20 protein-coding genes are annotated in these 19,312 nt (G+C 60.7%); 10 read left to right on the top strand and 10 right to left on the bottom strand.

Features of this window, described 5'->3' with window-relative positions; translation table 11 throughout:
• Positions 1–128 precede the first annotated feature (128 nt).
• From AAHK20_RS27440 to AAHK20_RS27430, 3 genes are all read left to right on the top strand, one after another.
• Positions 129–434 (top strand): carboxymuconolactone decarboxylase family protein, encoded by a 306-nt coding sequence (locus tag AAHK20_RS27440; protein ID WP_449184631.1) that lies wholly within the window; start codon positions 129–131, stop codon positions 432–434.
• Between the two features lie 148 nt (positions 435–582).
• Positions 583–846 (top strand): hypothetical protein, encoded by a 264-nt coding sequence (locus tag AAHK20_RS27435; protein ID WP_449184630.1) that lies wholly within the window; start codon positions 583–585, stop codon positions 844–846.
• A 305-nt stretch (positions 847–1,151) separates the two neighbouring features.
• Entirely contained in the window at positions 1,152–2,819 is a 1,668-nt protein-coding gene (locus AAHK20_RS27430) for an alkaline phosphatase family protein (RefSeq protein WP_449184629.1), read from the top strand.
• Between the two features lie 115 nt (positions 2,820–2,934).
• On the opposite strand, the gene AAHK20_RS27425 is transcribed toward AAHK20_RS27430, so the two are convergent.
• Positions 2,935–3,315, bottom strand: a complete 381-nt coding sequence (locus AAHK20_RS27425) for an ArsR/SmtB family transcription factor (protein WP_449184628.1) — start codon at positions 3,313–3,315, stop codon at positions 2,935–2,937.
• Positions 3,316–3,391: 76 nt separating this feature from the next.
• Here AAHK20_RS27425 and AAHK20_RS27420 point away from each other — a divergent pair, with 76 nt between their 5' ends.
• Positions 3,392–4,609, top strand: coding sequence for an MFS transporter (locus AAHK20_RS27420; protein WP_449184627.1), 1,218 nt, complete (start codon positions 3,392–3,394; stop codon positions 4,607–4,609).
• 17 nt (positions 4,610–4,626) lie between these two features.
• Here the strand turns inward: AAHK20_RS27420 and AAHK20_RS27415 are convergent, their stop codons facing one another.
• Both AAHK20_RS27415 and AAHK20_RS27410 read right to left on the bottom strand, forming a co-directional pair.
• A complete protein-coding gene (locus AAHK20_RS27415) occupies positions 4,627–5,895 on the bottom strand; it encodes an RNA polymerase sigma factor (protein WP_449184626.1) in 1,269 nt (422 codons plus the stop codon).
• Positions 5,892–6,263, bottom strand: coding sequence for a YciI family protein (locus AAHK20_RS27410; protein WP_449184625.1), 372 nt, complete (start codon positions 6,261–6,263; stop codon positions 5,892–5,894). Before AAHK20_RS27410 ends, AAHK20_RS27415 begins: the two co-directional genes overlap by 4 nt.
• A 327-nt stretch (positions 6,264–6,590) precedes the next feature.
• On the opposite strand from AAHK20_RS27410, the gene AAHK20_RS27405 reads away from it, so the two are divergent.
• A complete protein-coding gene (locus AAHK20_RS27405; protein WP_449184695.1) occupies positions 6,591–7,496 on the top strand; it encodes a S1C family serine protease in 906 nt (301 codons plus the stop codon).
• An 18-nt stretch (positions 7,497–7,514) separates the two neighbouring features.
• The gene (locus AAHK20_RS27400) at positions 7,515–8,183 is read left to right on the top strand and encodes a LuxR C-terminal-related transcriptional regulator (RefSeq protein WP_449184624.1); all 669 of its coding nucleotides are present in this window, start codon (positions 7,515–7,517) and stop codon (positions 8,181–8,183) included.
• Positions 8,184–8,633: 450 nt separating this feature from the next.
• On the opposite strand, the gene poxB is transcribed toward AAHK20_RS27400, so the two are convergent.
• The 4 genes from poxB to AAHK20_RS27380 form a co-directional block, all read right to left on the bottom strand.
• Complete coding sequence (poxB, locus tag AAHK20_RS27395) at positions 8,634–10,355, bottom strand: ubiquinone-dependent pyruvate dehydrogenase (protein WP_449184623.1); 1,722 nt, start codon at positions 10,353–10,355, stop codon at positions 8,634–8,636.
• Positions 10,356–11,183: 828 nt separating this feature from the next.
• Positions 11,184–12,860, bottom strand: coding sequence for an acetolactate synthase AlsS (gene alsS / locus AAHK20_RS27390; protein WP_449184622.1), 1,677 nt, complete (start codon positions 12,858–12,860; stop codon positions 11,184–11,186).
• A 16-nt stretch (positions 12,861–12,876) separates the two neighbouring features.
• Entirely contained in the window at positions 12,877–13,707 is an 831-nt protein-coding gene (budA, locus tag AAHK20_RS27385) for an acetolactate decarboxylase (RefSeq protein ID WP_449184621.1), read from the bottom strand.
• Between the two features lie 426 nt (positions 13,708–14,133).
• Entirely contained in the window at positions 14,134–14,529 is a 396-nt protein-coding gene (locus AAHK20_RS27380; RefSeq protein ID WP_449184620.1) for a winged helix-turn-helix transcriptional regulator, read from the bottom strand.
• A 93-nt stretch (positions 14,530–14,622) separates the two neighbouring features.
• On the opposite strand from AAHK20_RS27380, the gene AAHK20_RS27375 reads away from it, so the two are divergent.
• Entirely contained in the window at positions 14,623–15,036 is a 414-nt protein-coding gene (locus AAHK20_RS27375) for a DoxX family protein (RefSeq protein WP_449184619.1), read from the top strand.
• Between the two features lie 12 nt (positions 15,037–15,048).
• Positions 15,049–15,792: an SDR family NAD(P)-dependent oxidoreductase gene (locus tag AAHK20_RS27370; protein ID WP_449184618.1), complete on the top strand. Its 744-nt coding sequence runs from the start codon at positions 15,049–15,051 to the stop codon at positions 15,790–15,792.
• Between the two features lie 171 nt (positions 15,793–15,963).
• Here the strand turns inward: AAHK20_RS27370 and AAHK20_RS27365 are convergent, their stop codons facing one another.
• Positions 15,964–16,230: a DUF4148 domain-containing protein gene (locus AAHK20_RS27365; protein ID WP_449184617.1), complete on the bottom strand. Its 267-nt coding sequence runs from the start codon at positions 16,228–16,230 to the stop codon at positions 15,964–15,966.
• A gap of 633 nt (positions 16,231–16,863) precedes the next feature.
• On the opposite strand from AAHK20_RS27365, the gene AAHK20_RS27360 reads away from it, so the two are divergent.
• On the top strand, positions 16,864–17,181 hold the full coding sequence (locus AAHK20_RS27360; protein WP_449184616.1) for a DUF4148 domain-containing protein: 318 nt from the start codon (positions 16,864–16,866) through the stop codon (positions 17,179–17,181).
• A 159-nt stretch (positions 17,182–17,340) separates the two neighbouring features.
• Here AAHK20_RS27360 and AAHK20_RS27355 read toward each other — a convergent pair whose 3' ends face one another.
• Entirely contained in the window at positions 17,341–17,715 is a 375-nt protein-coding gene (locus tag AAHK20_RS27355) for a VOC family protein (protein WP_449184615.1), read from the bottom strand.
• 32 nt (positions 17,716–17,747) lie between these two features.
• A complete protein-coding gene (locus AAHK20_RS27350) occupies positions 17,748–18,470 on the bottom strand; it encodes a helix-turn-helix transcriptional regulator (RefSeq protein ID WP_449184694.1) in 723 nt (240 codons plus the stop codon).
• A 145-nt stretch (positions 18,471–18,615) separates the two neighbouring features.
• Here AAHK20_RS27350 and AAHK20_RS27345 point away from each other — a divergent pair, with 145 nt between their 5' ends.
• Positions 18,616–19,158 carry a DUF1003 domain-containing protein gene (locus AAHK20_RS27345; protein ID WP_449184614.1) on the top strand — a complete coding sequence of 181 codons (543 nt, stop codon included), beginning with the start codon at positions 18,616–18,618 and terminating at the stop codon, positions 19,156–19,158.
• The last annotated feature ends 154 nt before the right edge of the window (positions 19,159–19,312 follow it).

Here is a 19,312-nt window from a genome sequence, read left to right as displayed (position 1 = left end):
TTGGGGCCAACGACGGCTTCCGATTCACATGAGACGGCCGCAGTCGAATCAATCACCTATTCTTGATATGAGTTCGCCAGCGACTGTGCTTTTCCCACAGCTGTCGCTTTCCCTATAAGGAGTTTGCGATGTTCAACATGTCCAACCTCAAGCGTCTGAAGACACTCGAAGAACATGCGCCCGAAGCCGTCAAGGCGTTCTGGGCGTTTGACAAGGCAGCCTTCGAAGCGGGCGAGCTGTCAGTCCAGACGAAGCAACTGATTGCCGTAGCTGTCGCGCTGACAACGCAGTGCCCTTATTGCATCGAGGTTCACACCAAAGCGGCTCGCGATGCAGGCGCAACCGACAAGCAACTCACCGAGGCCGCGATGGTGGCAACGGCCATGCGTGCCGGCGCGGCAATCACGCACGCGACGCACTTGATGAAGGACTAGCCTGCTTGATGGCGATGGCGAACGGCCGTTCACGGCCGGACTGAGATGGCTACGGTCTGCGGCCACGTCACCGCTGACGCAATCGGCTTCCGTAAGCTCGCCGTGCAAGAATCAAATCCCGCGATCACCGGTCAGGAAGCCGAACGTCATGGATCAACCCATAGTTCTTACGTCGCCGATTTTCTCCTCGGACTCGACGATCTGGTTTTCGGCCTTCGCTTTCGGCTGGGGCTACCGCGCCTTTGCGCTCCCCGCGCAGACGGTCCGCGAAAAGCTCGGCGCCGGCGATGAAAGCGCAAAGCAACTTGCGCTCGCGTTCGAACTCGGCAAACGCCGTATTTTGCGGGCTATAGAGCAGATTGCGTCCCCACAAGCAGGGGAACGAATGGAGCTTTCGCCTGCCGATCTCTAGCCCTCGATTAATCCTCCGACTTTACGCGTTGGCGTCTCGCGCCACGTTGCAAGATCGGCTGCCTCGACAGTATCTCCACGCACGCATAGAGGTCAGTCCGTTTGGGCGCGACGTACTTCTGTCTTTCGCCATGCCTTAAAAGCATTCCGCTGATACAAATTTTTACACTCTCTCAACCGCCCGCCCCGTGAGTCTCCCGGCCCTCGCCCGAAGACAACTGAAAGCCACCCTTCACCGTACTTTCTCTTTTCAATCCTTATCTCGTTCGGGGCGTGGTCGCTCCCTAGCAACTTACGAGGTCAAAAATGGACAAGATCAGGAAGTGGGCTCGAGTCGGTGCAATATTCAGCGCGAGCATGCTGGCGTTCGCGAGCATGGCCGCGACAGCGGAGGATGACGATCATCAGCAATACAAGCACGTCCTGCTGATCAGTGTGGATGGGATGCATCAGGTCGACCTGATCAATTACGTCAATACCCACCCGGGATCCACCTTGGCGAAGCTGGTCAAACATGGCGTCGAGTACACCCATGCCTCGACCTCCAAGCCCTCGGACTCGTTTCCTGGGCTTCTGGCGTTTGCAACCGGCGGCAGCCCGCTTAGCCACGGCGTCTTCTATGACGATACTTACGACGCTACCCTGTTCCCGCCGGGCAGTAATTGCACCGGCACACCCGGCACGGAAGTGAGCAACTTCGAAGCACTCGACTGGGATCTGACCAAGCTGGACGGCGGATCAGCCCCGCCCGGAGTCGCGTTCGATCCACGCAATCCGCACATCAATCCCGCGAATCTCGCGCTGCGCAAGACAGCTGCCGGCTGCGAGAAGGTCTGGCCGCATCTTTACATGAAGCACCAGACAAACACGATCTTCGAGATCATCCATGAGGCCGGCCTGCGTACCGCATGGTCGGATAAGCACCCAGCCTACGAGATCCTCAATGGGCCGTCCGGGGTGGGGCTGGACGAACTCTATGCCCCCGAGATCAACTCGACCTCCCTGCAGGCGAATGGCTTTCCGAACGCACCCGCCAGTGACGATTGGACCGCCGACCCGATCTATACCCGGACCTACGATGGCTTCAAAGTCAAGGTCGTCCTGAACTGGATCCATGGGCTGGATCAGACTGGGACGAAGCAGGTCGGTGTGCCCGCGATCTTCGGCATGAACTTTCAGGCTGTCAGCGTCGGACAGAAAGTCACGGTGGCCATGGAAGGCTCGTCCACGACCCGTGGTGGCTATCTCGACGCGGCCGCGACCCCGACCGTGCCGTTGGAACAATCGCTGGACTTCGTCGATGCCTCTCTGGGCCAAATGTACGATGCGCTCAAAGCGAGCCATCTGCTGAATTCGACGCTGATCATCGTCGGCGCCAAGCATGGCCAGTCGCCGATCGACGTCACGAAGCTTCACATGCTTAGCGGTTCGAAAAACGCTTATGCGACCGCCGACGTGACCGACCCCATGACCCTGCTCAAGAATGGCGGCGTAGCGGTCGCCCAGGAAACGGCCGACGACGTGTCGCTCTTATGGCTCAAAAACCACAGCGATAAGGATCAGGCCGTCTCGATCCTCAGCGCTGACCAGGCGGGCAGCAATACCACCCGCATCCAGACCCTTTACGACGGCCCAACCTTGAAGGCGATCTGGGGGGATCCCGCGAAGGGCCGCGTCCCTGATCTCATCATCCAGCCGATACCTGGGACGATTTACAGCGGGAGCGCGGCTAAACTGGCCGAGCACGGGGGCCTCGCCGCTGACGATACCAACACGCTGTTGGTGGTCTCCAATCCGACGCTGAAGAAAAAGGTCGTCGATACGCCGGTGACCAACATGCAAGTGGCGCCGACTATCTTGAAGGCGCTCGGCCTCGATCCACACAAACTGGTGGATGTTCAACGTGAAGGCACCCAGCTCCTTCCGGGCTTCGAGACCACCGGGGACGACGATTCGGGTGACCATTCGGAGTAACGGCCGCAAAGCGCCGGCGGTCCTTTTAGGTTGAGGCCGTCGGCGTGGCGAGCCCCGTATGCGAGCAACGTGTGCGACGAAGCCATCGATCCGCCAGTAGACGACACGGGCGGACTCAGCCCTGTTCGTCGCCGGACGGCTCCCATGCGGTCACCAGTTGCAGCAGTCCCGGAAATCGCGACTCAAGATCCTCGGTTCGCACGCGGCTGCGTCGCTCGAGCCCATATTGACGCTGACGAATCACGCCCGCTTCACGCAGCGCTTTGAAGTGATGGGTCAATGACGATTTCGCACGATTGAAACCGAACCAACTGCACGGGTGGTCGTACGCCTCGGATTCCAGCAACAACCGGCGGACGATCGTCAGGCGCAACGGGTCGGCCAGTGCGCCGAATATCGCGTCCAGACGCAAATCGGACACTGCCGGCTCCGGCAGCGGATCGGGAAGGTTGGCAGGTACTGCGGCGGCCAGGTCGCGGTGGGTCGTGCGTTTCATGTTCACGACTATATCACTGTACGAGTTTTTTCGAACTAAGCTATAGTACGAAAAAACTCGTACAAGGAAGATCACCGTGTCCGACACTGCCGCAGTGCAATCCAGCCGCGCGTCCGCGCACATTTCCCCCGACATGTGGCGCGCCGCATGGACGGTCACGTCGGTGTTCATGCTGTCCAATTCCCCGACGCCGCTGTATGTGGTCTGGCAGCGCACGCTCGGTTTTTCATCCGGCACCTTGACGGTCATCTTTGCCCTTTACATCCTTGGACTACTCGGCACGCTGTCGGTCGCCGGACAGCTATCGGATCGTTACGGCCGAAAGCCGGTTCTTTTGCCGGGGATCCTTGTGGCGCTGGTCGCATGTGCGTTGTTCGCAAACGCAACGTCCATTGCAACGCTTGCCGTTGCCCGGCTGCTGACGGGTATCTCGGTCGGTGTCATCGTGTCGGCAGGAATGGCGTCCGTGGCGGACCTCGGCGGTGGTGAGCGTCGACGTCAGGCAGCACTGCTCGCATCGGTGGCGATGGTTCTCGGCGCGGGCCTCGGGCCGTTGCTGGCCGGCGGCGCCGCGCAAACGGTCGCGCATCCGGTAGCGCTGGTTTTCGGTATCGAATTCCTCGTGCTGCTGAGTGCTCTCGTCATTGCGTGGCGGTTGCCCCTTGGCCGGCCAGCAAGGGCAGCGGGCAATGTCGCGCGTCTGCATTTGCCGTCGGTCCCAGCGATGAATCGACGGCACGTCGCGGCCGGTATCGGCGTTTTCGGGCCCGGCATTACTGCAACATCGTTTGTGCTTGCTTTGGGGCCTTCGTTACTCGCCCGTCTGCTCGAAGTTCACAGCCCGTTGCTCGCCGGCGGCATGGCTTGCATGATGTTTCTCGCTGCAACGGGAGTTCAGTTCGCCGTGCGGCGTTGGTCGGTACGTGCGTTGTTCGTGGCAGGTACGACGGCGACCGTACTGTCGATGTGTGCACTATGTGCCGCGGTGCATATGCTGTCGGCGTCGGTTCTGGTGGCCGCTGCGCTGTTCGCGGGGGTAGCGCAGGGCCTTGGGCAGTTGGGCGGCTTGACGCTCATCGGCCTGCATGTGCCGGACGCGCGCCGGGCCGAAGCCATTGCCGTCATGAATATCGGCGGCTATCTGCCAGCGGGGCTGCTGCCCGTTATGACCGGCTACGCGATCGACGTCTTTGGCTTGGCGGCCGGTGCGACTGCATTTGCCATCGCACTGGCGCTGATTGCGCTTGGGGCCGGTTGCATGGTTTTTCGATCGCTGAAACTCGGCGGCGATTGATGGTGGGCGCGCGCGATCTAGCCACTCGCCGAGGACAGCTCCGCACGCTTTCGCTGCAGGAACCGGCGTACGGCCGGATCAGGCTCGAGGCCAATCGCGAGATCGTACGCGCCGAGCGCTTCGGCCGTCGCGCCAGCACGCGCGAGCAGATCGGCGCGCGCGGCCCAGTACGGCTGATAGTCGGCTAGCCGCGGATCGTCCGCATACAGCGCGAGCGCGTCGAGTGCCGCCTGCGGGCCGTCGCGTTCCGCCAGCGCGATCGCGCGGTTCACCGCGACCACCGGCGACGCCGCGATCGCGAGCAGTGCATCGTAGAGCCGCACTATCTCGTCCCAGTTCGGGTGATGCGTCCGGCAGCGGTGCACGTGCGCAGACTGCAGCGCGGCCTCGAGCTGAAAGCGTCCGATTGCGTTGAATGCGCACGCATGCCGTAGCAGCGCGTCGGCTGCGCCGATCATCGGTGCGTCCCATGCCGCCGGATCCTGAGCCGACAGCGGCACGTATTCGCCGGCCGCATCGCGTCGCGCATCGCGCCGCGCCTGCGCATACAGCATCAGTGCGAGCAGACCCAGCGTCTCCGGCTCATCGGGCAGCAGCTCGACGAGCAGTTGCGCAAGAAACAACGCCTCGCCGGCGAGATCGCGCCGCACGGTATCGCCGCCGATCGGATCAGTCCACCCTTGCGCATAGGCCGCGTAGACCGCTTCCAGCACCGCAGCGAGACGGCCGGGCAACTCCTCGCGCTCGGGCACGCTGAACGGAATGCCCGCGTCGCGGATCTTGTTCTTCGCCCGCACGAGGCGCTTGGTCATCGCGGCGGGCGACGTCAGGAACGCGGATGCGATCGTCTTCGCTTCGAGCCCCAGCACCACCTGCAGCATCAACGGCGTGCGAATTGCTGCCTCGAGCGCGGGGTGGGTGCACGCGAACAGCAGCGCAAGACGCCGGTCGGGCAACGCGCCTGCTTCACGCTCGTCGATCTCATCGGCGAGGATCGCGAGCTGGTTCGCCACTTCATCGCCGACCCAGCGATGGCGCGCGCCGTCGATTGCCCGGCGGCGCGCAACCGTCATCAGCCACGCCTCGGGATTCGCGGGGCAGCCGCGCTCCGGCCAGTCCGCGAGCGCGGCCGCAAACGCGTCGGCTAGCGCGTCCTCGGCCGCAGCAACGTCGCGCGTGCGCATCGCCAGCAGCGCGACGAGCTTGCCGTAGCTGCGGCGAGCGACCGCCTCGGCAATCGAATGCGCGGCGCCGTCTGCGTCACGATCGCCGCCGGACAGACTCATGCGGCAGACGGCTCATTGTAGGGAGCGGTCCAGACCGGGCGCACTTCCATGATGCCGTGCCCCGCGCCGGGACAACGCGAGGCCCACGCGATCGCCGCGTCCAGGTTGGGCACGTCGATCAGGAAGTAGCCGGCGAGTTGCTCCTTCGAATCGGAATACGGTCCGTCAAGCACCTGCGGCTTGCCGTCGACGAGCCGCACCGTGGTGGCCGTGTTCGTGTGCTGCAGCCGGTTGCCGCCCACCAGCACCTCCGCCTTGGTCAACGCTTCCGAGTACGCCTGATACGCGGCGACCCCTTGCTGCCGCTCGCTGTCGGTCATCTGGTTCCAGCGGTTTTCTTGCGAATAGATCATCAATAGGTATTGCATATGAGCCTCCGTCTTGGGGTTGAGGCGGACGAATGAAATCGAGCCGCCATCACAATGACGCGCGGGGCGCGTGCTGACGGACAGGATGCGTCGAAAAAACTCGCCGTCCGTTCCCATTCAAATCCGACCGCATCCGGTAGTCCGCCTCTACCCCGCTACCCATTTGGGTGGTGTGCGTCCCTTGTCCTTCTGTCATTGTGAGCCGGTCGTCGCAACGCTACCCGCCAACGATAGGTGACTAATCGACGAAGCGACGCACAAGCAGGTCATTGCGTAACTGGCAGGAGACTGGAAATGGAAACCACATTCTCGAGCGGTAATCCTTTGATGGATCTATCGGACAGTCTGGCAGACATTGTCGGGCGAGTCGGACGGAGCGTCGTGGCAGTACACGGCCGGCATCGCATGCCGTCCAGTGGGGTAATCTGGCGCCATGGCGTCGTCGTCACGGCTGCGCACACGATCAGGCGTGAGGACGGGATCGAAGTCACATTGACCGACGGCCGTACGGTCGCCGCAGTCCTCGCGGGCCTGGATTTGGGCACCGACCTCGCGGTGCTGAAACTGGACGGCGTAGACCTGGACCCAATCGAGTCTGGCGATGCCCGCTCACTGAAGCCGGGTCATCTGGCGCTCGCCGTCGCGCGTGCGGACGAGATCGGCATCAGTGCTGATTTTGGCGTGATCGGCGGCACAGGTGGTACTTGGCGCACGTGGAGAGGTGGACAGCTCGATGCGTTCGTGCGACTGGACGGCGGTCTGCGCCCGGGTTTCTCCGGGGCGGCCCTCGCCGATATGCGCGGGAAGGTCATGGGCATCTGCACGTCGGCACTGATGCGCGGCGCCGGCATGCTGATTCCCGGGATGACCGTGGAGCGCGTCACGGATGAACTGTTGGCTAAAGGGCGCGTCGCACGGGGCTACCTTGGCGTCGGCACGCAACAGGTCAGCCTGCTGGACGCGTGGGTGAACAAACTGAACCTGCCGTTCAAAAGCGGATTGCTGATCAATTCGCTTGCGCCGGGCGGTCCTGCGGAACAGGCGGGCGTGCTCATCGGTGATGTCCTGATCGAACTGGACGGCAGGCCTTGCCGCGACATGGACGACGTGCACGCAGCGCTGGGTTCCTCAAGCATTGGACAGCCGTTGCAAATCACGTCGATCCGAGGTGGCGAACGCCACGCGTGTTCGGTCGCAGTGGGTGAACGCCCCCAACGGAATTCGTGCAGGTGAGGTCCGGGAAGCGGCGATATGTCGGATGGACAGAGGGTACACATGGGGCCGGTGCGGGTCGCGGTCATTGCGGCATCGTCGCAGCTGCGCGCAAGCCTGCAAACGCTGGTCGAGGGGAACCCGGCACTCGATTTCCTGGGTAGCGCAGCCGACGCCGAAACGCTCGCCGATTGCCTCGCGGGTTCGGTGCCGGATGTGCTCGTGACCGACATCGAGCCGGATGCGAGCGACGCGCTCAAGACGCTATTCGAACTCGGGCACGCGCCACCGGCGCTTGTCCTGTTGATCGACGACCCGGATAGCGACTGGATCCTCGACGCGCTGCCCGCCGATGCGACGGCGATCCTGCCGCGCAACGCAATGCCGGCCGAAATCGCCGTGTCCATCGAAGCCGTCGCCGCGGGCCTTTGCGTGCTGTCACCCGACCTCCTCGCAAGACTGCTCCCCGGACGAAAGCCATTGCACCAGATGGCATCCGGCGAACCGTTCGAAGCCTTGACCTTGCGTGAGATCGAAGTGCTGGCGATGCTCGCCGACGGACTCGGCAACAAGGAGATTGCGCGGCAACTCGACATCTCGGACAACACGGTGAAATTCCACCTCTCATCCATCTTCGGCAAACTCGGCGCGACCAATCGCACGGAAGCGGTGATGCTCGGCATGCGGCACGGATTCATCATGGTGTAGACAGACACGAGGGCCCTGCCACCCGCCTCGACATTGTCCACTGCTCTTGCGAGCGCGCCCCGTCATACAACGACCGTCATCGACCCTCAACGGCCTTTCGACCGAATGCGAGTGCTATGGCAGGTTGCAAACTGGAGCGGCCATTCGCGCGGCGTCTCGGCCGTTATTCGCGAGATGTCAGCGAAAATGGAGCGAAATTGGGACTGCAAGCAGTTCCGCCAAGCGCGCGTTTGCTCCATTAGTATCCAAGACGATTTATTGCCCCCGTGTAACCAGTTCCCAAGCGTCAATCGCGCGATTGCGACGCCCCGCAAAAACACTAAGGGCGATGTTACGAATGGAAGCCTTCCTACAGGGAGTGCCATCCCGATCTACAGGAAATGCACAAAATCGCTCTGCGAGTGGCTGCACTCGCAGAGCAACTCCGATTTGCGATCAACAACGAAATGTTCAGCGCAGGTTGGTCTTCACGAGCTCAATGATCTCGTCGCCACGCCCGCTCAGAATCGCGCGCAGCATGAATAGGCTGAAGCCCTTTGCCTGCGACAGCGCGATATGGGGTGGCATCGCGAGTTCGTATTTCGCCGTGACAACGTCCACCAGGGCGGGGCCGGGATGGGCGAACGCCTGCTTTAACGCCGCTTCCAGGCCCTCCGACTCCTCGACACGAATGCTAAAAATGCCCGCACCGTGGGCGATCGCGGCGAAGTCCGTCTTGCTCAAATCAACATTGGTGTCAAGGTAGCCACCCGCTTTCAGTTCGAGCGAGACGAAGCCAAGCAGGCTGTTGTTAAAGACCACTACCTTGATCGGCAGGTTGAGTTGGCGGGCCGTGAGCAGATCGCCCAGCAGCATTGACAGACCACCGTCCCCCGATAGAGAGACAACCTGCCGTTGCGGGTGGCCTGCTTGAGCACCGAGCGCCTGTGGCATGGCGTTGGCCATCGAGCCATGGTTGAACGAGCCGTGCAGTTGCCGCTTGCCGTTCATCGTCAGATAACGCGCAGCCCACAGCGTCGGCGTGCCTACGTCGGCCGTAAAGATTGCATCATCGCTTGCCACCTGATCGATCATTCTGGTCAGGTACTGGGGATGGATCGGGTTACCGGGATCGGACGGGGTGGCCAGATCATCGAGCTCCTTGCGGGCGGACGCGTAATGTTTGCGAGCGTTATCCATGAAGCTGCGGTCTGTCTTGCGCTGCAGCTTCGGCAACAACGCTGCAATCGTTTCCTTGACCGTACCGACGAGTCCGAGCGCTAGCGGCGTACGCTTGCCAAGTTGCGAGCCCTTGTGGTCGATCTGCACGACCTTTGCTTCAGGTGGATAGAACGACCGATATGGAAAGTCGCAGCCCAACAGAAGCAGCGTGTCGCACGACATCATTGCATGGTAGCCGGAGCTGAACCCGATTAGTCCGGTCATGCCCACATCGTACGGGTTGTCGTATTCGATGAACTGCTTGCCGCGCAGCGCGTGAACAATCGGTGCACCCAGCGTGTCGGCCAGCGCGACGACCTCGCCATGCGCGCCTTCCACACCGCTGCCGCACATGAGCGTTACGGCTTCGCAGCCGTTCAGCATCGCGGCAAGGCGTTCCAGATCGGTGTCGGCTGGCACGATGGTGGGCGGCGCGGTGCTGCTCCATTGAGCTGCGGCGGCGGGACCCTCACTCAACGCGACATCTCCCGGCAGCACGATCACCGCAACGCCACGCTCCTCGATCGCCGTGCGCATCGCGCGCTCCAACACACGTGGAAACTGCGACGCGTTCGACACCAGTTCGACGTAGTGACTGCACTCCTTGAACAGCTCCTGGGGATGCGTTTCCTGAAAGTAGCCAAGCCCGATTTCAGTTGAGGGTATATGCGCAGCAATGGCGAGCACCGGCTGATGATTGCGATGGCAGTCGAACAGGCCATTGATCAGGTGGAGATTGCCCGGCCCACAGCTTCCGGCGCAGACCGCCAGTCGTCCAGTGGACGCCGCATCTGCGCCTGCGGCGAACGCAGCGACCTCCTCGTGGCGGGTATGCATCCAGCGTATCGAACCAACCTGATCGAGGCTGTACGCCAGTCCATTCAGGCTGTCGCCAGTTACCCCCCAAATCCGCTCGACACCTGCTGCAGTGAGTGTCTTCGCCAGATAGTCGGCAATGGTTTGCTTTTCCATACGCTACTCCATGACAACAGCTTCGATCGAGCCTTGCGCGTGCAAGTCCGACTTGTGCGGTCGTGTTAGGTAAAAGAAATCATTGGGTTGGCCAATGACCGGTACTTGCCTCGTCCTTGACCCGGGCCGCCACACCAAAAGGCAACGGCTTCCCGTGCTTCACGACTGGTGTTCAGCTTATGAGCAGTGACGCGAAATAATCCTGAATCGCGCATTAACACTGAGGTTGACCCGGTTCGACGGACGAATTTGCAGTCAGCGATTTGGTGTGATCTAGCCTCCTCTAGGCGTTGAGTCGCGGGTTGTCCACGGGCGGGCGGCGGGGCGCCTGTCTCGACGATGGCGCTGTCCGCCGGTGGGCAACCCGCAAGGCGATACGGTTTGCCTTTTAGTGGTGATGTTCTCGAATTCGAGCGGCGAACAGTAGCCGATTCTGCTGTGCAGGTGGCGTACGTTGCACCAGCCCTCCAGGAACAAGAAGATGCGCTGCCATGGCCTGTCCATGGGTCGCAAGGTGTTCGCGCGATAGGAGCTCCGCTTCGAGCGTGCCGAAGAACGATTCGGCAACTCCCGGCGCACTCCGCCAGGCGTCCGGTGAGAAGGGCTTCCGCACCGGACGCGAAGGCAGCACGGTCACCTTGCCGGACGTGGATCCAGTCGATTTCCCCGGAACGCCAAAGCGAGTCAGAAATGCCGTATGCGATTGCTCGGCAATACGCCGAAATACAGTCATTCCTCGTACCTACTCCCGGGCGCGGTGTCGTCGTGCGCGGAAGTCGGCAGCCCAACGTCTGTCGACAGCCGCTCGCCAGAGTGGCCGCCTCATACTCAGTGAAAGTTGTCGCCCTTCACCATCTCGAACAGCTTGTGATTGTCGCTGTAGTCGACATGTACGCCGACGACTACCGGGCCCGCCGTGTCGAATGCCCTCTTCATGACGGGCCCGATGTTGTCGGGTGTGTCGATCATGAGGCCCGTTGCACCGAACGCCTGCGCGTATTTCACGAAGTCGACCGGTCCGAAATCGACGCCGGACACGCGACCATACTTCAGACGCTCTTGCGTACCGACCATGTCGTACGTGCCGTCGATCCAAATCATGTGGACTAGGTTGGCCTTCAGACGCACTGCGGTTTCCAGTTCCATAGCGGAGTACAGGAAGCCGCCGTCGCCGGAAATAGACAAGATCTTCTCTGTCGGCCGTACGAGTGCTGCAGCAATCGCCCACGGCAAGGCCACCCCGAGCGTCTGCTGGCCGTTGGAGATCAGCAGCTGACGCGAGCGGAAACTATAAAGATGCAGCGCAATCCACAAATGGAATGAGCCCATATCGAGACATACCGTCACGTCTGGGCCAACGAACGGCTTTAACTCATGTACGAGACGCAGCGGATGGATCGGCGTGCCGCCGCGTGTCGCGGATTCGGCGGATAACGCGTCGCGCGCTGCGATGATTGAATTCAGCATGTTCTCAGACAATGCCGACTTCGATTCACGCCGGATCTGTGGGGTGAGTGCATCGAGCGTCTGGCCGATATCGCCGGTCAGTTCGACGCGGGGCCGGTACGCATTGTCGAGCGTGGCGCTCAGGACATCGATGTGGACGATCGGACGGTCGACATTCGTATTCCACTCTGGCGGCCAGTATTCGACCGGGTTGTAACCGATGGTGATAACGAGATCGGCTGAATCGAGCAGCCGGTCGCCCGGCTGATTGGCCAACTGACCGACACGACCGCCGAAGTTGTCGAAGAGCGGCGCGCCGACGGCGCCCGCCGACTGGAACGTGCCCACCACGGCGAGGTTTCCCTTCGAGATGAATGACTGGAGCGCGCTCGCGTGCGCGGGCTGGCTTGCCAGCATGCCGAGCAAGATGATGGGATTGCTGGCCTGATTGATGAGACGTGCAGCCTCGCGGATCGCGTTGCCGTCGGCCGGGCCGGGACCGGCGAAAGCCGGCATGGGCAGCGGGTCGAACGGACACGCTCCTTTCATCACATCCATTGGCAGATTCACATAGACCGCGCCGGGGCGCCCGCTCTCCGCCTCGCGGAACGCGTTCGCCATCACTTCATTTACCTGATGACCCGCGCCCACGGTCGCGCTGAACTTGGTGACGGGCTTCATGATCGATACGGCGTCCATCGTCTGGTGAATCTGCTTGAGCGCATCCGCGGTTCCGACGGAGCCGCCCAGCGCGACGACGGGATCGCCTTCGGTGTTCGCGGTGGCGAGGCCCGTCGTCAGGTTCGAGACGCCCGGCCCGGAAGTCGCGATCGCGACGCCCGCACGTCCAGTCATACGGCCGATGCCGCCCGCGATGAACGCAGCGTTCTGTTCATGACGGCACACGACCGTCTGGATCTTCGAATCGACCAGCGAGTTGAATACCGCGTCGATCTTGGCTCCCGGCACGCCGAACACATGCGCGACGCCATGCTGCTCAAGTGCGCGCACGACCAGATCCGCGCCGATCTGCGAAGCTTGTTGCTTTTCGTTTGGCATGTGAGCTCTCCGTGAATCAGTGAGCCTGTTCGGCGTAGGCGAGGGCCTGGGAGGTGTCGCGACTCAGATCGGCTTCGAGGAAGCTTTCCGATTCCGGCAAGACCAGATGGAAATCCGTGAGCGCCTCGATCCTGAGCCGCAGGCGCTCGGCTTCGAGTTTGAGCACGTGACCGCCATGCTGACGGTCGACGGACAGAAAGTGCATGTGATAGCCGGGGACGCTGAACGCGCTCGAAAATCCTGGCGACCAGATTCCGACGAGCGTTCCTTCAATATTGTCGAAGGTGAACTCGGTCTGCGTCTTCGATGCGTCCGCGAGACCCACGCCCGCTTGCGGTGGATTCACGACCCGCGTGGTGATGCTGTCGAACCTTCCGTCCAGGCGCAACGCGTAGAAGATGTTTGCCGAGCCGCGATGCGGATCGCACTTCGCTTCGAGATCGGCGAAGCTCGTCACCTGTTCGATGAACGTCTCACTGTCGGCCTCGAACGCCGTGACGACGGCAAACGGCGCACCGGCGTCGGGACTTGCCTCGCTCACCTTGCCGGAGCCCTGAATCTGATAGACCTTGCCATCGAGAACGGCCATTTCGCCGTCTAAATCGGCGAAGGTTCCGAGGCCGAAATCGCCGTGCTGCAGCAGCGTCGCGACAGTCACTTCCTGATCGTAGACGCCCGCCACGAGCGCGCCGGATGTGGATACCTGGAAGATCGTGTGCAGCGGATGGTCGAGATACTGCGCAAGCGCCGCCGTGACGATGGATGAGGCTCCGCACCCGGTCTGTTTTGCTCGTGCCTGCAGCGTCGCATGCAGGGAATCCGGAATGGCTGCGTTCAATTGGAACATTTGCATGTCCCCTGATGAAGTGGATTCAATACGGCCTCACCAGCTCGTACTGGGGCCTTTGCGACTATCTCTGAAGGCTAGTACATGAGCGATCGGGGATCGAATAATTTTCCTTTCAGCCATCTTTCCGGCCGCGCCGTAGCGAACCGGCCCCTGTCGTTTGATTGGTCAGCACGCAGACAAATGCGTCTTCCGCCCGAGACTTTCCTCCGAAGCGGCGGTTCGCCGATCGCAATCCGGAGGACATCCGGGGCGGCCAATGATGCGACCTGCGAACGGCCGAAAACTGAACGAAGCTGACACCTGAATATCAGGTCTGCGACACCAACGAACGACGCTTCCTGGCCGGCTACCGTCCGACGCGGCAGGCCGCGAGCAGCTTTGCAAGGTCGCGCCAGTCATCTGGCGAGACGACTGGCGTCGTCATCATCCCGCCTTTGACTTGGCCATTTTGGCTTTGCGCCCACGCGAAGTGGACTTTACCGGCACGCTCCGTCCATATTCATTCCACCAGGCCGTTAGTGCCTCCATCGTGGGCCCAAGCCCGCGGGCCTTCTGAGTGATCTCGTACTCCACGCGCGGAGGTACTTCCGCGAATACGGTGCGCGACACCAAGCCATCCGCTTCCAGTTCACGAAGCTGCGCCGTCAGCATGTGCTGTGTGATGCCAGGAATTGCCTTTTTCAACTCGCCGAAGCGATAGATTCGCTGGTTGAGCAGCCACATGATTTCGAGCTTCCATTTGCCGGAAAGGAGCGCGAAAGCACGTCGCATTTCGTCATGCATATTGATTTCTTCATCGCCATTAGTCTGGTTTTTCATACTAAGCGCCATTTTTTCATCCTACTTGCGAGATTTCATCTTAGGCGACATTCTCGCGCCTAGTCGATTGAGTGCCCCGCAAAGGAAGACTTTATGCTTGAGAACTATACGTATTGGATCAGCACAGCACTGTTGTCGCTGTTGTATCTGGTCTCGGCCCATCTGTACGTGACCAAACGAGACCATGTGAAGGAGGCACAAATCGCGCTGGGCTACTCCGCCGATCATCTCGTGTCCTTCATGATCGTCGTGAAAATTCTGGGCCCGGTCGCCATCCTTTCGCGGTTGAGTGTTTCCCTCAGTGATTTGGCTTATACCGGCATCTTTTATCACCTGATCTTGTCTGGCATGGCACATCTCGGTGCGCGCAATCCGAAGGCGGCTGTGCCAGCAGTCGTGGGCCTAGCCCTCGTCGCCACCTCATTCGCCACGCAAAACGCTGCTCGTCAGGTTCCGTCGCCCTATGCACCGAACTTCGCGCAGCCCATCCACCAAAGCTTCAACTGAATGGAGATGTTTATGGGCCGACTTAACGGAAAAGTAGCCATCGTGACAGGCGCCGGTCGAGGTATCGGTCGTGCTACCGCGAAGCTGTTCGCAGAGGAAGGCGCCAAAGTAGCAGTTCTTTCGCTCACCCCCGCCAATGTGGATGCGGTCGTCGCGGACATCGAGGCTTTCGGCGGCACGGCCCTCGGCGTGCCGTGCGACATCAGCGACGCCGAACAAATCAAGGCGGCGATAGAAAAGGTCGTCGAATCCTACGGTGGCATCGACGTCCTCGTGAACAACGCCTTCGATCCCACCGCACCCTTCTCATCCATCATCGATCTCTCGGTGGACCAATTGCAGCGCAATTTCGAGGTCGGCCCGATCGCCTACCTGCGCATGATGCAGGCCTGCTATCCCTACCTCAAGGCGAGCGGTGAAGGACGGGTCGTCAACTTTGGCTCGATGGCGGGCGTCGTGGGCCTTGTCGGTTACGGCCCGTACAACATGGCGAAAGAGGCGGTACGCGCCCTGACGCGAACTGCAGCTAAGGAATGGGGCGCCGATAAGATCACGGTGAACAATGTCCTACCGGTCGCTGAAACTTGGGATAAGAATGTCGACGTGCCCGCCCCGACCAATCCGCTAGGCCGCTACGGATCGCCGGACGATGACATCGCGCCCGTTGTCCTCTTCCTGGCGTGCAAGGATGCGCAGTTCCTGACGGGTTACAGCCTCACCCCTGACGGAGGCTCGATCATCGACAGCGCACGTTAGTCCACGGGAGCATGATCAATTTTCTACATGACCGCACGACGGCTGATCTGGCATACCGGATGACTGTCTATTGGCCGGCCTCTTCCTGATGCCGTCGGCTCAGATCGACCCCGAGGAGACATTCGACATTCCACAAAGCGGACAGCTACATGCGCTGTTCACACAATCGCCCTACCAGGTATGTGCCGCCGGATGGCTAATAAAATTCGGCGTACCACCGGGCCCATAAGGATCCGGGTTGCCGAAACGCGGAATAGCGCCGTCCGCACGGGCTTGGGCCAATTCCGCGCGCACCTGCGCTCGCGTCTTCGGACCTTGAGTCGATACCGCCTGCGTCGAGCTTGACTGCGAAGATTGAACGGATTGGGCGCCCACCAGAGTGGTCGCTACAGACAGTGTTGCCACGACCATTGTCATCATCAACAGCTTTGGTTTCATCATCGCTCTCCAAACACCTCTTTACCGGCCTGCACACTTGCCTGATGGGCAATCAGACCGGTATCAATGAACTACTCTGGTGTTTTTATTTAAGAGAGCCGACCCAATCCAATCTGCCGGAAACCTAGCGTGCATGGTGCAGGTTACTACGACCCGAGCGGCCTGTCTCATAACGCCCCCCGAAGACTTGTGCGCTATGGAGCCGATGCGGTTCGCAATTCAGTGGATCGAGAGCCAATAGGGTGGAACTGCTCACTGAATAAGGTAATCCCCGAGCCTCTTTTAGGACGCTTGCCTTATTCACGCGCATTTGGTCAGCGAATACAGTCATAACTGCAGGCGTGCCGCGTTGGCAATGTCAATGCACCGCGCTGGAGAATGCGATGAAAGCCATGATTCTGAGCTCCGTCGCAGCATTGTCACTGCGGACGGACGCGTTTGAGTTATCGCTCGATAGTCAGACAAATATCGTGGCCAAATCAACGAGTCAATTTTCCGGGTGCAGTTTCGTTTAGCCGGAGTGAACGCCGCGAACGCCACGCCCCAGGTATCAGTCTCGTATGGTTACCCGCCTAGACGCCAAGGATGGGAAAACCGGGCATTAGTGCGCGGAACGCGCAAAAGGAGGTCGTCGTGAAATCGGTCATTCTGGCAGTCACCGCCACATCCGCCCTCGCCGTATCGCTCGCGGCATTCGCCCAGTCGGACACGCAGGCGCCCATCACACGCGCCCAGGTGCGCGCCGAACTCCAGCAACTCGAGCAGGCCGGCTACAGCCCCTCGGGGGGCGAGGACGTCAACTACCCGCAAGACATTCAGGCAGCGGAAGCGCGTGTGGCGGCCCATGATGGCTCAACTGGGTACGGCGGCGTAAAGACCGGGTCATCGGTATCGGGTTCGCCTACGACCGTCTCGCCCTCTTCCCCCGAGAGTCAGGTATACGATTACTGACCAACCGGCCAATTCGTGAAAGACGGGGGCCATCCGGTTGCTAGCGGCCCCGTCGCTGACGCGGGTGATGCAATCAGCCAGCGGTGCTCTCCGCCCCCACGAGATGTCCCGTCAGTTATCAGAATTACAGCCGGCGGCCAGACGTGACGCCGGGTTTCCTCAACGCTTGGGGCGAGAGAATATGTTGACGAGATTCCCGTCAGCGTCGCGCAGCAAGAGCGATCGATTGCCCCAGGGCATCAACGTCGCCGGCATCACGATGTTTGTCCCGGACGCATTCATCCGTTCGAACACCGCGTCAACGTCCTCCACTTCGAACTCCAGGATCGCCGATTGATTAGCAGCCGCAGTGGCAGCACCGACATTGAAAAGCTCGATCAGACGCTCAGACGAAATCGCAAGCGTCGCTCCTTCGAACCGCAATTCGGCAAATCCGTCGGCCGGACGTATTGCCTCGATACCGGAAAGCCTTTGATAAAACTCCACCAGCCCATCGATATCCCGGGTAACAACACGAACCGATGCGAACTTCATTTTGAGCTCCTCGCCAAGAAAGGAAGCTCAGTCTAATGATCGATACTGTCAAATTCTGGCAGTATTGTGCGGCTGGCGGCGTGATTGAGCCTGCGCCACTCACGAAGCAGTGTTGACCGCCTTTTGGGGTAGCGCTCTTCCAAATGCTCGACGTTGGAGATCCGGTCCGAACGGAAATTCCGAAAATCAGCTCGAAGCTCGCACCAACACATCAGGACTCGCGCCTGGTCGAAATACACCAAGGCAAAGGGCCAAACGACACGCTGCGAGTGCATACCACTGGCGTCCACGTAGGTAATCTTGAGCTTCTGCTCTTCTCGGACTGCGGCACGCAGAAGGTCAGGCGAGACTTTGTGGGCAGGTCTCTTCAACGGCGCGCCGACCAGCAGCGAAGACTCCTCCAGTTCGCGACGCAGTTCAGTGGGCAGTACGGCGGCTATCTTCGCAAGCGTGCTCAGCGCACCGGACGATAGGGTCTTGTCGCAGCGATCGGCCACCCAGCGCATGCCAAGAACCAGGGCGTCGAGTTCCTCTGAGCGAAACATCATGGGCGGCAACATGAAACCCGGTTTCATAACGTAACCGACGCCCGGTTCCCCCTCGATCATGGCTCCTTGCGCCTGCAGACTGGCGATGTCCCGGTATAGCGTGCGGATGCTCACGCCGAGCTCCTCGGCCAGGGCTTGGCCACTCGCGGGACGTCGATAACGACGTAATACTTGCAGGAGATGAAGGAGACGTTCGGAGCGGGACATACGTGAATCCTGATATCGGAATTGAAGCAAATCGACGACGCTATCCTGTTCGCGGCGCCTATTCGAAGGCATGTGACGCACGCTCGCGAACGCAATATCGCTCGTATACATTGGAACGCCACCCAACTGGAACGAGTTCACCGCCATGACACCCTTCGATCAAGCCAGAGCCAGCAAGTCGCCATCCAGTCACGAAAACTGGCCTCATTTGCGGTTCCATCTTCCTTACAACCATGTGACGACAACCTTCGGCGATGACTGGTTCGCACTCAAGGCTGAATCATTCGCGCGCTTTTTCGGCACGCCGACGTTTCTCATCTCCCAGACGGTGGTCGTCGCGATCTGGATCATCGTCAATATGGCAGGTCTGACGAAATTCGATGTCTATCCTTTCATTTTGCTAAATCTCGCGTTCAGTCTGCAGGCCGCGTACGCGGCGCCGTTGATCCTGCTGGCGCACACACGCCAGGCGGACCGTGACAAGGCGCTCGCCGACGCGGATGCACGCCATCGCGAAGATATCGCGAAGTCCGCCGAGCAGCGGCAATTGCAAATGGCCGAACACTCCGCGCAGATGGCCGCGCTGTTGCAGCAAAACACCGAGCTCACCGAAATCAAGCGGCAATTGAGCACGCGCATTGAAGCACTGACTCTGGAGATGCATGCGAAGCTGCTGTCGGCGAAGTGAGGGGGGCAGAACGCTGGAGTTGCATGGCACGGCGCCGCTATTCAGCGGTGCCATAAAAGAGACGCTGTGCGATCGGCAATTCGACGAAAAGAGGCCAGAAAAAAGGCTTATTCCATGATGCAAACGCACGCACATGATCGATAGAATTTGCTTG

It is taken from the genome of Trinickia camelliae, assembly GCF_053525655.1.
The sequence above is the reverse complement of the archived record's forward strand: the minus strand, read 5'-3'. Positions and strand labels throughout refer to the sequence as shown.